The following is a 14,245-nucleotide window of genomic DNA, read 5'->3' as shown; positions in this document are numbered from 1 at the left end:
TCAGCCGGTTTGGCTGTCGCGGCTGCGACGTTCGTAATGCTTGAAATACTTGTCGGTGATCAGATCGGTCTTCACGACGATGCAGACATCGGTGGTGTTGAACTGGTGGTCGATGACCGAGCCGTCGCCGATGAAGCCGCCCAGGCGCAGATAGCCCTTGATCAACGGCGGCAACACGTTCAATGCCCGCTTCGGGTCGATGCGGTCCTTCTCCATCCGGTCGAGCGACACATAGCGCTCCGGCAGCGCCCTCGCCCGGAGATCCGGCGGGGCCAGATGATGATGGTGCAGGTAGGCCAGCGGCTCGGCCAGGGCATCGGGATCGGTACCCGGCAGGCTGGCACAGCCGAACATCAGGGCGATGTCATGCTGGAAGACGTAGGCGGCGATGCCCTGCCACAGCAGCTGCATGCTGCCGCGCGAGCGGTAGCCGGCATCGACGCAGGACCGCCCCAGCTCCAGGATCTCGCCTGGGTAGGCGAGCAGCGGGCCGATGTCGTACTCGTCGCTGGAATAGAAGCGCCCGACCTTTTCGGCGGCCGGCCGCCGGATCAGGCGGTAGGTGCCGACCACCATGTCGGGACCGTTGCCGCGGGCGTGGTCGATGACCAGCAGATGGTCGGCAACGCCGTCGTAATCGTCGAAATCCCGGCGCTCAGCCTGCATCGCCGGAGAGGGGACCGCTGCCATCTCTTCGTAGAAGACGCGATAGCGCAAAGCCTGCGCCCAGTCGATCTCAGCAGCGGATTGCGCCAGCCGCACCTCCAGGGTGCCCAGCCGGATGCCGTCCGTCACCTTGGCGCCAAGAGCCTCCGGTACGGACTCCTCGCCACGCTCAGGGCTCGTCCGGGTCAGGTCCGGCTGGTCCAAGCTTGCATCAGCCATGTCGACGGTCCGCTGCGATGGTTCGGGACGATGCGCCACGCCGGCCGCCGCCGGGCCGGGGCGGCCGCGTCGGAACGATCTTCGTCGCACGCAACGCAAGGCATAACACGATCCGCCGGTTGCCGGTCAACCGGCATCATGCAGCGTCTCGATCCGGTCATGCCTGCCGCCACGCAAGGCATGCTGCCGCACGGGATGCCTCAACAGCCGGAAGCCCGCCGGAAGTCGCGGCGGGCGGGAAGCGGGCATGGAGCAAGGAACCCGTTCCGGAGCCCGGCCGCCATGCAGCCGCCCCTGGCGGCCGGCTTCGAAGCTCAGGCGCCGCGGCGGGCGCGGGTGCCGAGGCCGATCTGCTTGGCCAGCGAGCTGCGCTGGCGGGCATAGTTCGGCGCCACCATCGGGTAGTCGGCCGGCAGGCCCCAGCGATCGCGATATTCTTCTGGGGTCATATTGTACGCCGTCTTCAGATGGCGCTTCAGCATCTTCAGCTTCTTGCCGTCTTCCAGACACACAATATAGTCGGGCGTGACCGACTTCTTGATCGGCACGGCCGGCTGCGGCCGCTCTTCCGCCACCACCGGTTCGGTGCCGACGTTGGCCAGCGACTTGTAGACCTGTTCGATCAGTGTCGGAAGATCGGTCAGAGCGACTGTATTGTTGGAGACATGCGCCGCCACGATCTCCGTGGTCAGAGACAACAGCGCGTTGGAAGGGGACCCGTTGCTCATGTAAGCTTGCTCCGCGGCATTCGTACCTCTCCATATAAAGAGGTTTTCTGCCGCGTGCAATATCCATCCTTTGAAACAAAGAGGAATCGGTGGCTGAAAAAAGCTCCACAGACTTGTTTCTCGACATCACCTCGCAGGTTTGTCCGTTAACCTTCGTCAAGACCAAGTTGATGGTGGAACGGATGGACGCGGGGCAGACCCTCGAAGTCCGGCTGAATGCGGGTGAACCCTTGGAAAATGTTCCACGATCCTTGTTGGAATTGGGGCACAGCATTCTGTCTGTCCAACCCGAACGAAAGGATGAACCGGAGGGCATCCACCGCCTGATCGTGCGGAAAAATTAACCCCTATGCCCCGTCGAGATTGCGGCGCAGGACAAGCGCCGCAACCCGGCCATCGCGCCGTCTGTAGTATCCGGGACGTCGGCCGACCGAAAAGAAGCCGCAGACCTTGTATAGAGTCCAAGCCTCTTGGTTGTCTTCGGCGACTTCAAGAAACAGTGCAGTCGCTCCCCGTCCACGCGAACCGTCAGCAACCGCCTCGACCAGCCGCCGGCCGATGCCGCCCCGCCGGGCCTGCGGCAGCACGCCGATGGCAAGGATTTCCGCATCCTCCGCCGTGACACGGGCCATCGCGAAACCGACCGGCTGCTCCTGCCCATCAAGCGCGATGACGGCGAAGCCGGTGGGTGGGGCGGTCAGGGTGGCGACCGAGGCGTCGTCCCATGGGTCTTCCGGAAAGCAGGCCCGCTGCAGGGCCGCCACCACCGCGGCCTCCAGTGGACCGGCGCAATGAAGACGGACGACGGCGGGGCAGGGGAGCGGGGCAGGGGCAGGGACGGAATGGGCGCTCATGCCCCGGCTCTCCCGCCTTGCGCACCCGCTTTCGGCAGCGTGACGTCGGGCGGACGCAGGTAGAAGGGGTCGACCGGAAGCCCTGCCGGGCGGCGGGCTCCCAGCGCGGCCACCACGGCGGCATCCGGCAGTCCGTCGCCGGCGGCCAGCGCCAGTTCCGCGCGGCCGGCCAACAGCGGCGCCAGCGCCGCGGCGGCATCGCCGGCCAGCAGCAGCGGTCCGGGCGGGCAGAGCGCGGCGAGCCAGCCGGGGATCGCCGCCGGGTCGGGCATCGCCGGGTCGCCCAGCGGCGCCAGCGCCCCGTCGTAGAGCTGCAGGAAGGGTTCGGCCCGCCGGCTGTCGACGGCGACCAGCAGAGGACGGCCGGCGCGCTCCGTTTCCGGCACGCCATGGGCGATGGCGTCGAAGCTGGTGATGCCGACCACCGGGATGTCCCGGGCGACGGCGATACCGCGCGCCGCGGCCAGCGCGATGCGCAGCCCGGTGAAGGCGCCGGGTCCGACGGTGACGGCGATGCGGTCGAGATCGGCGAAGCCGGCGCCGGCCTCCGCCAGCACCTCCTGCGCCAGCGGCACCAGCACCTCCGCCTGTCCGCGCGCCATCGGGGCGCTGCGCCGCACAGTCACCCGCGCGGATCGTCCCTGCCCGGCGTCCTCGGCAGCCCCCTCCCACAGAGCGGCCGAACAGCCGGACGTCGCCGTATCCAGACCCAATACCTTCATCGCCCCATCTTCCCGAACGCTCAAACCGCGGCATCCCTTCATCACAGATCCCGGACCGGGCACAATCCCACAGCGCAGCCCGCGGCGGGCATGGCAGCCCCGCGACCGTGGCAGAAGGCTCCGCAGCCATGCTAGACGACGGCCATCCTGATAAATACGCCGACGGCTGCCCATTCCATGCTGACCGAAATCGTGCCTCCGGCATTCGACATCGATCTGGAGCTGCTTTACGCCACCGCCGACAACCTGTCGGGCGCCCCGATCTACCGCGCGCCCGTGTGCCTGCTGCATCCCGACGCCGCCCGCCGGCTGGCCGACGCCATCCGGCTGGCGCGCGGCATCGGCTGCCGGCTGCGGGTGTACGATGCCTTCCGCCCGGCCGAGGCGCAATGGCGGCTTTGGCACGCCTTTCCCGACCCGACCTACATCGCCGACCCGCGGCTGGGCTCCAACCACACCCGTGGCGTGGCGATCGACCTGACGCTGGTCGACGCCGCCGGCACGCCGCTGGACATGGGGACCGGGTTCGATGCGATGACCGAGCGGTCCCACCATGGCCGCAGCGACCTGACGGCGGACCAGCAGCGCAACCGCGCCCTGCTTCTGGGCGTGATGACCGCCGCCGGCTGGGAGCATTACCCATCGGAATGGTGGCACTACCAGCTGCCGGATGCCGAACGCTACCCGTTGCTGACCGATGCCGCCGCGGGCGGGCGGCTGATGTAGGACCGCTCCCCGATCTCGCCGGAAAGGGGCCGTCGGGCAGCGGACAGCAGGCCGTTTCCTGTCGTGGCGGCATTCCATTGTTGCACGCGCGCATCGCATCGCAGCCCTTAGCCGGAAAGCGGCGGTCCGCGCTTGTTCGAGCGGCGGGGAGTATGGCACATCCTTTGCGTCGGGACGGAGGTCGCCCCGGCCAGCCGTTTCCACAGGCCGCCATGCCGTTCCGTCGTGCCGTCAGGGTTCTTGCCGCCGCCGCGCTGTCCGTCTGGACCGTGCTCGCGCCGGCGTCTCGGGCCGCCGCCGCCTCTCCGACAGGCGCCAGCGCGGTCGTCTTCGCCTATGATCGCTTCGGCGAGGACCAGAATCCATCCATCAGCATCCGCATCGACCAGTTCGAGGCACATCTGGACGAGCTGACCGACGGCGAGTACCGCGTCCTGCCGCTGCCGACGATCCTGGAGGCGTTGCGCACCGGCAAGCCGCTGCCCGACCGCACGGTCGCGATCACCATCAACGAGGCCAGCCGGTCCGCCTACACCGAGGCATGGCCCCGGCTGAAGGCCGCCGGCCTGCCCTTCACCCTCTTTGTCGCCACCGACGCGGTGGATCGCGGCTCCCCCGCCCACATGACCTGGACGGAGATCCGGCAGCTGGCGGCGGCCGGCGTCACCATCGGCGCGCTCGGCACCTCGACCCAGTCGATGCTCGCCCGCAGCCCCGATCAGGCGGCCGCCGACCTGCGCCGGATGTCCGACCGGTTCCAGACGGAGCTGGGGCGGCGGCCCACGGTCTTCGCCTATCCGCAGGGTGAATATTCGCTTGCCGTGCGCCAGCTGGTGATGGACCAGGGCTTCGCCGCCGCCTTCGGCCAGCAATCGGGCGTGCTGCATCCGCAAGCCGATCCCTGGGGACTGCCGCGCTTCGTCATGAACGAAACCTATGGCAGCGCCGACCGGTTCGAGTTGGCGGCCAATGCCCTGCCGCTGCCGGTTTCGGACCTGACGCCCGACGATCCGCTGGTCACCGTCAACCCGCCGCCGCTGGGCTTCACCATCGCCGACGGGGTGGGCGACAGCTCCAAGCTGGCCTGCTTTGCCGCCGGTCAGGGCCGCACCGCACTGGAGCGCATCGCCGAGGACCGGGTGGAAGTCCGCATCAAGGACGCCTTCCCACCGGGCCGCGCCCGTGTCAACTGCACCCTGCCGACCGCGGACGGGCGCTGGCGCTGGTTGGGCGTGCAGTTCCTGATCCCCGAATGACGGCCTGAAGCGCGGCTTCCGGCTGGTTTCCCGCGGCGGTTTCTGGCGGATCGCGTGAAATCGCGGCGCCGGATGCTGCCTATGGCATTGGCGGGACCGGTACCGGCGCCTATGGTGCCGGCCCTGGCGCGCCCCTGCGAGGCGCGCGGCAACCGCGGGAGCGAGCGATGGTGCACGACACGCCTGGAGCTGGTGGGGGAGCGGCTGGGGGAGCGGACGGGACAGGCTCCGACATCGGCTGGGCCGACACGGTGCGGTTCCGCCTGCCGCCCGGCTGGGCTGTGGATGTGGAGGAACATGAGGGCCAGCCCGTCGGTACCTTCCGTCCGCCCCCGCCGGCCGCCGGGGTTCTGCGCCTCGTGACAGACCGCGTGGTGCCGCGGCCTGAGTCCGGCGGCGTGGCCGGCACCTTGCGGGAAATGGCAGTGCGTTTCGTCCGGCCGCAGGACCCGCGGGCAGGCGACCGGTCCGTGGAAAGCCGGGCCGATGGTGCGGTGATCGCCCAGGCGATGATGCGCACGCAGGAGGATGGCCGGGCCGAAACACATTACCTGTGGCTGGTCGGAGCGAACCGTTCCGATGGAGCCGCGGTCGCGATGTTCAGCTTCGCGTTGCCCGGGTTGATGGATGGCGACGAATCCTGCGCCGAGATGCTGGGCCGGATCGACGACGCCATCCGCAACGCGGAAATACTGTAACGCTCGAAATAGCGGAAACGCCGGTCAGCAGTGACCGGCGCCGCTGGCCATCAGCGCCTTCAGATGGATCGTCTTGGGATCGTGGGCGACCGCCGCCTCTTCCGCGGCAAGCGCGGCGAGGCCGATGAAACGCGCCAGGTCATCCAGATCGCAACGCGCCGCGTCGCTCAACAGGCTGTCCAGGCAAGACTTGATGGCCATGGCCACGTCGCGTCGTTCGTCCATCATCGCGCTTCCCTTTCACATCTGTGCTGCCGGCTTTGCACGGAACCGCAAGCTGAGGCGACGACGGCATGAAACGTCGCTGGCCCGACCCATTGCGGTCACTCCTCATTGCGAAAAGGAGATAGCATATTCCTTTTGGGTTTTCACTATTAGATTCGCCAGATCATGAACAATTACAACAACTCCGAATTGACCGGAGAGTGCCTTGCACGCGGTTGCTTGTTAATGAAAAGTTAATGCGCTCGGTTAGTTCATACACGAACCATTATTGACTTGTAATACACGTGACGAGTTGAATCAGAAGCGGTGAATATCCGGATATTCATCATCCTGTTTTTGAATACGGCGGTATTCGTTTGTACCGGCAGCACATTCGCCACATCCATTCCGGTGCAGGGGCCCGGCATCGGACCTGCCATCGGGCGGGCATGATGCGCCGGACCGGACGGCACAGCTTTTCCCCGCTTTTGCGGGTCGAAAGGGCAGCCACCCTGTTGCAGCCCGAAACGGCTCCGCCTATATCTCCGCCAGCACGGGCCGGACCCCATGGATTAGACCCCTAGGGCCAAGACCCTCAAGCGCTCCACCGACGTTTCACCGACCCAATGGGGATCGCGGCGGTGCCGGACCAGACGGGCCGCCACGCATCTGCCGAACGAAAGAGGCTGAACATGAGCAAAGTGATCGGTATCGACCTCGGCACCACGAACTCGTGCGTCGCCGTTATGGAAGGCGGCAGCGCCAAGGTCATCGAGAATGCGGAAGGTGCGCGCACCACGCCGTCGATGGTCGCCTTCAGCCAGGGCGGCGAGCGGCTGATCGGCCAGCCGGCCAAGCGTCAGGCGGTCACCAATCCGGAAAACACCCTCTTCGCGATCAAGCGTCTGATCGGCCGCCGCTTCGACGATCCGCTGACCAAGAAGGACCAGGGTCTGGTTCCCTACCGCATCATCTCCGGCGACAACGGCGACGCCTGGGTCGAGGCGCACTCCAAGAAGTACAGCCCGAGCCAGATCAGCGCCTTCATCCTCACCAAGATGAAGGAGACGGCCGAGAATTACCTGGGCGAGAAGGTCACCCAGGCTGTCATCACCGTCCCGGCCTATTTCAACGACAGCCAGCGCCAGGCCACCAAGGACGCCGGCAGGATCGCCGGGCTGGAAGTCCTGCGCATCATCAACGAGCCGACGGCCGCCGCGCTCGCCTACGGCATGGAAAAGAAGGGCTCCGGCACCGTCGCGGTCTATGATCTGGGCGGCGGCACCTTCGACATCTCCGTGCTGGAGATCGGCGACGGCGTGTTCGAGGTGAAGTCGACCAACGGCGACACCTTCCTGGGCGGCGAGGACTTCGACAGCCGGATCATCGAGTATCTTGCCGACGAGTTCCACAAGGAGCAGGGCATCGACCTGCGCCGGGACAAGCTCGCGCTCCAGCGCCTCAAGGAGGCCGCGGAAAAGGCGAAGATCGAGCTGTCGTCCACCACGCAGACCGAAGTCAACCTGCCCTTCATCACCGCCGACCAGACCGGTCCGAAGCACCTGAACATCAAGCTGACCCGCGCCAAGCTGGAAGCCCTGGTGGATGAGCTGGTGCAGCGCACGATCGAGCCCTGCAAGGCGGCCTTGAAGGATGCCGGCCTGAAGGCCAGCGAGATCGACGAGGTGATCCTGGTCGGCGGCATGACCCGCATGCCCAAGGTCATCGACGCGGTGAAGCAGTTCTTCGGCCGTGAGCCGCACCGCGGCGTCAACCCGGACGAGGTGGTCGCCATCGGCGCCGCCATCCAGGGCGGCGTGCTGAAGGGCGAGGTCAAGGACGTCCTGCTGCTCGACGTCACCCCGCTGTCGCTGGGCATCGAGACGCTGGGCGGCGTCTTCACCCGCCTGATCGACCGCAACACCACGGTGCCGACGAAGAAGAGCCAGACCTTCTCGACCGCCGAGGACAACCAGAACGCCGTCACCATCCGCGTCTTCCAGGGCGAGCGCGAGATGGCGCAGGACAACAAGGCGCTGGGCCAGTTCGATCTGGTCGGCATCCCGCCGGCCCCGCGCGGCGTGCCGCAGATCGAGGTGACCTTCGACATCGACGCCAACGGCATCGTCAGCGTCACGGCAAAGGACAAGGCGACCGGCAAGGAGCAGCAGATCCGCATCCAGGCGTCGGGCGGCCTGTCGGACGCCGACATCCAGAAGATGGTCAAGGACGCCGAGGCCCATTCGGCCGAGGACAAGAAGCGCCGCGAGCTGGTCGACGCCCGCAACCACGCCGATGCCCTGATCCACACCACCGAACGGACCATCAAGGAGAACGGCGAGAAGATCCCGGCCTCCGACAAGACCGCCGCGGAAGCCGCCGTGACCGAACTGAAGTCGGTGCTGGACGGCGAGGATCTGGAAGGCATCAAGGCGAAGACCGAGGCGCTGGCCCAGGTGTCGATGAAGCTGGGCGAGGCGATGTACAAGGCCGGCCAGGGCGAGGCCCCGGCTGCGGGCGGCGAGGCGCCGGGCGCCCAGCCGAACGAGCCGGGCGTCGTCGACGCCGACTTCGAAGAGGTCCAAGACGACAAGAAGAAGTCGGCCTGAGGCCAGCGCTTCTTTTTGATACGGATCTGACGCGAGCATCGATGGCCCGCCGCCTTTCCCCGGCGGCGGGCCTTCGGTATGCTGGGCTCAGGTTCCGGCACGACGCGGACAGTTTGGACCAGAACGACTCAAAGGCGGTCGGCCCCCATGGCGAAACAGGATTATTACGAGCTGCTCGGTGTGGCGAAGAGCGCCAGCGCGGATGAGCTGAAAAAGGCTTATCGCAAGATGGCGATGCAGTACCACCCGGACCGCAACCAGGGTGACAAGGACGCCGAGCAGAAGTTCAAGGAAATCAGCGAAGCCTACGAGGTCCTGAAGGACGATCAGAAGCGCGCGGCCTACGACCGGTTCGGCCATGCCGCGTTCGAGAACGGACGCGGTCCCGGTGCGGGCGCAGGCGCCGGCGGCTTCAACTTCGACTTCGGCGGCGGCGGCGGCTTCGCCGACATCTTCGACGAGATGTTCGGCGAGTTCATGGGCGGCCGGCGCGGCGGCGGCGGTGCGTCCGGCCGCGGCCAGGACCTGCGCTACAATCTGGAGATCGGGCTGGAGGAGGCCTTCAAGGGCACCCAGACCACCATCCGCGTTCCCACCACCGTGCAGTGCGACAGCTGCAACGGCTCGGGCGCAGCGGCGGGAACCCAGCCGATCACCTGCCCGACCTGCCAGGGGCACGGCAAGGTGCGGGCGCAGCAGGGCTTCTTCACCATCGAGCGGACCTGCCCCGGCTGCCATGGCGCCGGCAAGGTCATCAAGGACGCCTGCAAGAATTGCGGCGGTTCCGGGCGGCTGCGCAAGGAGAAGACCCTGCAGGTCAACATCCCCGCCGGTGTCGAGGACGGAACCCGCATCCGTCTGGCGGGCGAGGGTGAGGCGGGCTTGCGCGGGGCGCCGGCCGGCGACCTCTACATCTTCCTGGCCATCGCGCCGCACCCGATCTTCCAGCGCGACGGCACCAACATCCATTGCCGGGTGCCGATCCCGATGACCACCGCGGCGCTGGGCGGAGCGGTGGAGGTGCCGACCATCGACGGCACCCGCACCAAGGTGACGGTGCCGCCGGGCACCCAGTCCGGCCACCAGTTCCGCATCAAGAGCAAGGGCATGTCGGTGCTGCGCAGCGCCCAGCGCGGCGACATGTACATCCAGGCGGTGGTCGAGACCCCGGTGAACCTGACCAAGCGCCAGCAGGAACTGCTGCGCGAGTTCGAGGGCGCCGCCAAGGAAGGATCGAACCCGCAGTCGGAAGGCTTCTTCGCCAAGGTGAAGGAGCTGTGGGAAGACCTGAAGGACTGACGATCCTTCACCGACGGAAATGGAGCGGGCGGCGTAGCGATGTTGCGCCGTCCGTCACTTTTTGTCGCATCTGCCGGCCTTCGGGCGATTTTCGATGGATGCCCCCCCTTTTTCATGCGAAAGCCGTTGAAGGGGCTGTCATGCGCGTGTAATCACCCATCATGGCTAATTCCTTGGCGACATGCCCGGCCGGTGCCGGGGACGGGCGACCGCATGCGGGCTGACAGGCTTCTCGCCTCCCTTTTCGGTGCCCTGCTCGCCGCCTTCCTGCGCGGCGATGAGCTGCCCACCCTGATCCAGCCGGCCGGCCACACGCCGATCCTCCAGCGCCGCCGCGCCGCCATGATCCAGTCGCGCGTCCGCATGGTTGCGCTGGTGTTCGGCGTGCTGACGCCCTTGTGGATCGTCATCGACGTTTCCGTCTTCGAATGGTCGCTCGCCGTCTGGCTGATCCTGCTGCGCCTGACCGCCAGCGCCGCCTTCCTGGCACTGGCCTTCGAGCGCCGGTCCTGCGACGACATGGCCTGCGCCTGGTGGCGGCTGGCGGCATTGCTGGCGATCCCGACGCTGTTCTTCGCCATCTCGCACCCGCTGCTGTACAACCAGGGGGTCGATGACCTGCGCATCGCGGTCAGCGCCGGTTACGGCTACCTGCCCTTCGTGATGGTGGCGGGGCTCAGCGTCTTTCCGCTGACCGCGCTGGAAGGCGCGCTGTTCGCCACCCCGATGCTGGGCGCGCATCTCGCCGCCGGCTTCTACGGCTCGCTGGTGATGCCGTTCCCGTCCTACATCAGCGCGCTGTGGCTGTTGGCGCTGATCGCGGTGGTGGCGACGCTGGCGGCGATCAGCCAGCTGCATTTCATGATCGCGCTGCTGGAGCAGGCGGCGCACGACGCGCTGACCGGCGCCTTCTCCCGCCGCATCGGCGAGGAGTTGCTGAAACTCCAGGTCGCCCATGCCGAACGGGCGTCCCAGCCGCTCACGGCGATCTTCGTCGACCTGGATGATTTCAAGGCGGTCAACGACCGGTTCGGCCATGAGGAGGGCGACCGCGTTCTGCGCCATGCCGCCAACACCATCCGCAGCCTGCTGCGCCAGTCCGACGCGCTGATCCGCTGGGGCGGCGAGGAATTCCTGGTCATCATGCCCGACACCTCGCTGGACGGCGCGATGATGGCGGTGGAGCGGATGCGCCGGGCCGGCTTCGGCAAACGGCCGGACGGCAGCTTCCAGACCGCCAGCATCGGCATCGCCGAGCAGACCGCCGACCGCCCCGCCGACTGGGAGGCCCTGGTCGAGCTGGCCGACCACCGCATGTATCGGGCCAAGCAGGAGGGCAAGAACCGCGTGGTCGGGGCCGGGGCGGGGATCGCATCCAAGCCGGGTTCCGGAACCGGTTCCGGGGAAGCGCGGGACGGCCTGGTCGCCTGACCGGCGTCAACCGGCTGTCTCCTCCTCCGGGCCGCCGCCCAGCGGATACTCCCGCAAGGGCTCGTACACGGCACCGCCATTGCCGGGATGGCTGCGGTAGAGCGTGACATGCCCGACCGGCATCGGACCGGCGCGGAATAGGGCGCGGTCGGACAGGAAGCGGCCGATGCGGTCGGCCGGCGCGTCCTTCAGCCGGGCAAGCGTGATGTGGGGGGAGAATTTCCGTTCCTCCGCCGGCAGGCCGCAGCGCACCAGCGCCGATTCCACCTTGGCCTGCAGATGGGCAAGCGCTGCGCCGCGCTCCACCCCTGCCCACAATATCCGCGCCCTGCGCCCGCTGCCGAACACGCCGACCCCGTCAAGGGTCAGCGCGAAGGCCGGCGCCCGGACCTCCGTCAGCGCCGCGTCGATGTCCATTGCCTGATCCTCCGGCACCTCGCCGATGAAGCGCAGGGTCAGGTGCAGGTTTTCAGGCTCGGTCCAGCGCGCCCCGGGAACCCCGCCCGCCAGTCCGGCGAGCCGCTGGCGGATCTCTTCCGTCAGGTCGAGGGCGACGAACAGGCGGAGCATGGGGCACCTCCGGGGCAAGCCGTTGCCAGCGCTTTACGGACAGGGATCCGGCATGCGGTTGTGCACGGCATCGATCTCGGCCAGCACCTCGGGCGACAGGGTCAGGTCGATGGAGTCGATGTTGGAGATCAGCGTCTCCATCGTCGTCGCCCCGATCAGGGACGAGGTGACGAAGGGTTGCTGCACCGTGAAGGCGATAGCCATCTGGTTGGGGGCCAGACCATGGCGGCGGGCGATGTCCAGATAGGCCTCCGTCGCGGCGTCGGCATTGACGGTGGCATAGCGCGACGGCCGGTGGTCGAGCGCGCGGCGGCTGCCCGGCGGGGTGGCGCCGTTCAGGTACTTGCCGGTCAGCGTGCCCGCGGCCAGCGGCGAATAGGCCAGCAGCCCAACATCCTCGCGCAACGCCACCTCCGACAGCCCGGTCTCGAAGGTCCGGTTCAGCAGATTATAGGCGTTCTGGATCGAGGCGACGCGCGGCAGGCCGGCGACCTCGGCGGCCCGCAGGTAGCGCATGACGCCCCAGGGCGATTCGTTGGAGAGGCCGACATGGCGGATCTTGCCGGCCTGGACCAGCTCGGCCAGCGCCGCCAGCGTCTCCTCGATCGGCACATCGTCCAGCTCCGGCTTGTGCCGGTAGGTGCGCACGCCAAAGCGGTTGGTCACGCGGTCGGGCCAATGGATCTGGTAGAGATCGATATAGTCGGTCTTCAGCCGCGACAGGCTGGCCTCGACCGCGGCGAAGATGTTGGCTCGGTCCAGCCGCGACTTGCCGTCGCGCACCCAGCCGAAGCCGCCGGCCGGCGCGCCGATGATCTTGCTGGCCAGGATCACCTGGTCGCGCTTGCCGCGCGCCTGGAACCAGCTGCCGATCACCTCCTCCGTCTTGCCATAGGTGTCGGCGGTGGGCGGGATGGCGTACATCTCCGCCGTGTCCCAGAAAGTGATGCCGCGGTCGAGCGCCGCGTCCATCTGGGCATGGCCTTCGGCCTCGGTGTTCTGGCGGCCCCAGGTCATGGTGCCGAGGCCGATGGCGCTGACCGACAGGCCGGTGCGGCCAAGCGGACGATACTGCATCCGGAACGTTCCTTATTCGAAATGATCTTTTAGAGGAAGAGCGTCAGCACGCCGGTGTAGCCATAGAGCCGGTTGTGGGACACCTCACCCGAAGCGAAGAATCCCGCCAGCGGCATGTCGCCGAAGGTCTCGCGGATCATCGACAGCTCGGCGTTTGCGGCGCCGAACAGGCCGGGGCCGCGGGCGATGCAACTGACATACACCGCCCCCTTCGGCGTCGCCTTCACCCGTTTCTTGAGGCTGTCCAGCATCCGGCGCATGTCGGCGGCGGCGGTGTCGGGATCGCGGCGGGTGAACATCACCGGCCGGCCGGTCGTCACCCGTTCGGCAATGGAAATCCAGCCGGCGCGCGGGTCGATGGCGATCAGGTCGCGGACCAGATAATCCTGGGTGTCGGATCCGGCGATCGGCAACCCGGCGCAGATCAGTCCGGCGACCTGCCGCAGATCGGCGGCGAGATCCGGCCCGATATCCTCCTTGAAGATGTCGAGCGCCGGCCGGCCGTCGATCTCCAGGATGACGTTGTCGTCGCTGGCGGTGACGGTGTGGGTCGGCCCGATCGGGCGGCAGCCCTGGGTGTGGGCGGTGGCAACCGGAAGATTGGGCGCGAACAACACCCCCGATACGCCGCCATCGGTGACCGGATCGGCATCCTCGACCCCGGCGACGATCTGCGGGAACTCCCCGCGCGACGCGGTCAGGCCGCCGACCAGGAAGACCCCCGCCTCCTCCGACAGGCGGTTCACCAGCCCGGCCATGTCTGGATGGTGGGGGTCGACATGGACCAGCGCCAGCGCCGCGCCATGCTTGTCCAGCCAGCCGCCGGCACTGCGGCGCAGCGGCTCCAGCCCGTCGGTGACGGTGGGGAACAGGCGGAAGCCGTCCTCCGGCAGGCGGGCGGCCATGATCGCCAGCCCCGGCTCGTCAAACAGGGCGGCCCCATTGGCCATCACGCCGATACCGGCGGTGCCGACCCAGTTGCGGATGCCGGTGACGCCGCGCAGCAGGGTGACGATGCTGGTCGCATGCTCCGCCAGCCCGTCGGTCAGGTAGAGGAAGCCGAGGTTGCAGCCGGCGACCGGCCCCAGCCGGTCGAGGCAGGCCTTGACCGTCGGTCCCCACTCCGCCCCGGCGGCGCAGGCGGCGTGAAAGCGGATGTCGCTGTCGAGGGTAACGGTCATGATCG

General features: G+C 67.7%; 15 protein-coding genes. 7 read left to right on the top strand and 8 right to left on the bottom strand.

What is annotated here, in order from left to right; translation table 11 throughout:
* Together ABMY26_RS14200 and ABMY26_RS14195 are read right to left on the bottom strand one after the other, a co-directional pair.
* On the bottom strand, nucleotides 1-885 hold the full coding sequence (locus ABMY26_RS14200; RefSeq protein ID WP_372397910.1) for a GNAT family N-acetyltransferase: 885 nt from the start codon (nucleotides 883-885) through the stop codon (nucleotides 1-3).
* 314 nt (nucleotides 886-1,199) lie between these two features.
* Nucleotides 1,200-1,613 carry a MucR family transcriptional regulator gene (locus tag ABMY26_RS14195; RefSeq protein WP_014249126.1) on the bottom strand — a complete coding sequence of 138 codons (414 nt, stop codon included), beginning with the start codon at nucleotides 1,611-1,613 and terminating at the stop codon, nucleotides 1,200-1,202.
* Between the two features lie 89 nt (nucleotides 1,614-1,702).
* On the opposite strand from ABMY26_RS14195, the gene ABMY26_RS14190 reads away from it, so the two are divergent.
* Nucleotides 1,703-1,957 (top strand): sulfurtransferase TusA family protein, encoded by a 255-nt coding sequence (locus tag ABMY26_RS14190; protein ID WP_372397909.1) that lies wholly within the window; start codon nucleotides 1,703-1,705, stop codon nucleotides 1,955-1,957.
* A gap of 3 nt (nucleotides 1,958-1,960) precedes the next feature.
* On the opposite strand, the gene ABMY26_RS14185 is transcribed toward ABMY26_RS14190, so the two are convergent.
* Entirely contained in the window at nucleotides 1,961-2,467 is a 507-nt protein-coding gene (locus ABMY26_RS14185; RefSeq protein ID WP_372397908.1) for a GNAT family N-acetyltransferase, read from the bottom strand.
* Nucleotides 2,464-3,189, bottom strand: coding sequence for a tRNA (adenosine(37)-N6)-threonylcarbamoyltransferase complex dimerization subunit type 1 TsaB (tsaB, locus tag ABMY26_RS14180; RefSeq protein WP_372397907.1), 726 nt, complete (start codon nucleotides 3,187-3,189; stop codon nucleotides 2,464-2,466). Before tsaB ends, ABMY26_RS14185 begins: the two co-directional genes overlap by 4 nt.
* A gap of 177 nt (nucleotides 3,190-3,366) precedes the next feature.
* Between tsaB and ddpX the strand changes: the two genes are divergently transcribed.
* The 3 genes from ddpX to ABMY26_RS14165 all read left to right on the top strand — a co-directional run bounded on the left by ddpX (nucleotide 3,367) and on the right by ABMY26_RS14165 (nucleotide 5,869).
* Entirely contained in the window at nucleotides 3,367-3,915 is a 549-nt protein-coding gene (ddpX, locus tag ABMY26_RS14175) for a D-alanyl-D-alanine dipeptidase (RefSeq protein WP_045581365.1), read from the top strand.
* Between the two features lie 212 nt (nucleotides 3,916-4,127).
* A complete protein-coding gene (locus ABMY26_RS14170) occupies nucleotides 4,128-5,171 on the top strand; it encodes a polysaccharide deacetylase family protein (RefSeq protein WP_372397906.1) in 1,044 nt (347 codons plus the stop codon).
* A 167-nt stretch (nucleotides 5,172-5,338) separates the two neighbouring features.
* Nucleotides 5,339-5,869, top strand: coding sequence for a hypothetical protein (locus tag ABMY26_RS14165; protein ID WP_372397905.1), 531 nt, complete (start codon nucleotides 5,339-5,341; stop codon nucleotides 5,867-5,869).
* A gap of 24 nt (nucleotides 5,870-5,893) precedes the next feature.
* On the opposite strand, the gene ABMY26_RS14160 is transcribed toward ABMY26_RS14165, so the two are convergent.
* Nucleotides 5,894-6,097, bottom strand: coding sequence for a hypothetical protein (locus tag ABMY26_RS14160; RefSeq protein ID WP_372397904.1), 204 nt, complete (start codon nucleotides 6,095-6,097; stop codon nucleotides 5,894-5,896).
* 668 nt (nucleotides 6,098-6,765) lie between these two features.
* On the opposite strand from ABMY26_RS14160, the gene dnaK reads away from it, so the two are divergent.
* The 3 genes from dnaK to ABMY26_RS14145 all read left to right on the top strand — a co-directional run bounded on the left by dnaK (nucleotide 6,766) and on the right by ABMY26_RS14145 (nucleotide 11,412).
* Nucleotides 6,766-8,682 carry a molecular chaperone DnaK gene (dnaK, locus tag ABMY26_RS14155; RefSeq protein WP_372397903.1) on the top strand — a complete coding sequence of 639 codons (1,917 nt, stop codon included), beginning with the start codon at nucleotides 6,766-6,768 and terminating at the stop codon, nucleotides 8,680-8,682.
* A gap of 147 nt (nucleotides 8,683-8,829) precedes the next feature.
* On the top strand, nucleotides 8,830-9,981 hold the full coding sequence (dnaJ, locus tag ABMY26_RS14150) for a molecular chaperone DnaJ (protein ID WP_045581360.1): 1,152 nt from the start codon (nucleotides 8,830-8,832) through the stop codon (nucleotides 9,979-9,981).
* A 213-nt stretch (nucleotides 9,982-10,194) separates the two neighbouring features.
* The gene (locus ABMY26_RS14145) at nucleotides 10,195-11,412 is read left to right on the top strand and encodes a diguanylate cyclase (RefSeq protein ID WP_372397902.1); all 1,218 of its coding nucleotides are present in this window, start codon (nucleotides 10,195-10,197) and stop codon (nucleotides 11,410-11,412) included.
* Between the two features lie 6 nt (nucleotides 11,413-11,418).
* Here the strand turns inward: ABMY26_RS14145 and thpR are convergent, their stop codons facing one another.
* From thpR to ABMY26_RS14130, 3 genes are read right to left on the bottom strand one after another with little or no spacing between them, the layout of a single operon-like run.
* Entirely contained in the window at nucleotides 11,419-11,982 is a 564-nt protein-coding gene (gene thpR / locus ABMY26_RS14140) for an RNA 2',3'-cyclic phosphodiesterase (RefSeq protein WP_372397901.1), read from the bottom strand.
* A gap of 33 nt (nucleotides 11,983-12,015) precedes the next feature.
* Nucleotides 12,016-13,059 carry an NADP(H)-dependent aldo-keto reductase gene (locus tag ABMY26_RS14135; RefSeq protein WP_372397900.1) on the bottom strand — a complete coding sequence of 348 codons (1,044 nt, stop codon included), beginning with the start codon at nucleotides 13,057-13,059 and terminating at the stop codon, nucleotides 12,016-12,018.
* A 29-nt stretch (nucleotides 13,060-13,088) separates the two neighbouring features.
* On the bottom strand, nucleotides 13,089-14,240 hold the full coding sequence (locus tag ABMY26_RS14130; protein ID WP_372397899.1) for an FIST N-terminal domain-containing protein: 1,152 nt from the start codon (nucleotides 14,238-14,240) through the stop codon (nucleotides 13,089-13,091).
* Nucleotides 14,241-14,245: the final 5 nt, after the last annotated feature.

It is taken from the genome of Azospirillum sp. HJ39, assembly GCF_041507355.1.
In the GTDB taxonomy this organism is placed as follows: domain Bacteria; phylum Pseudomonadota; class Alphaproteobacteria; order Azospirillales; family Azospirillaceae; genus Azospirillum; species Azospirillum thiophilum.
This window is presented reverse-complemented; position numbering and strand designations above follow the sequence as displayed.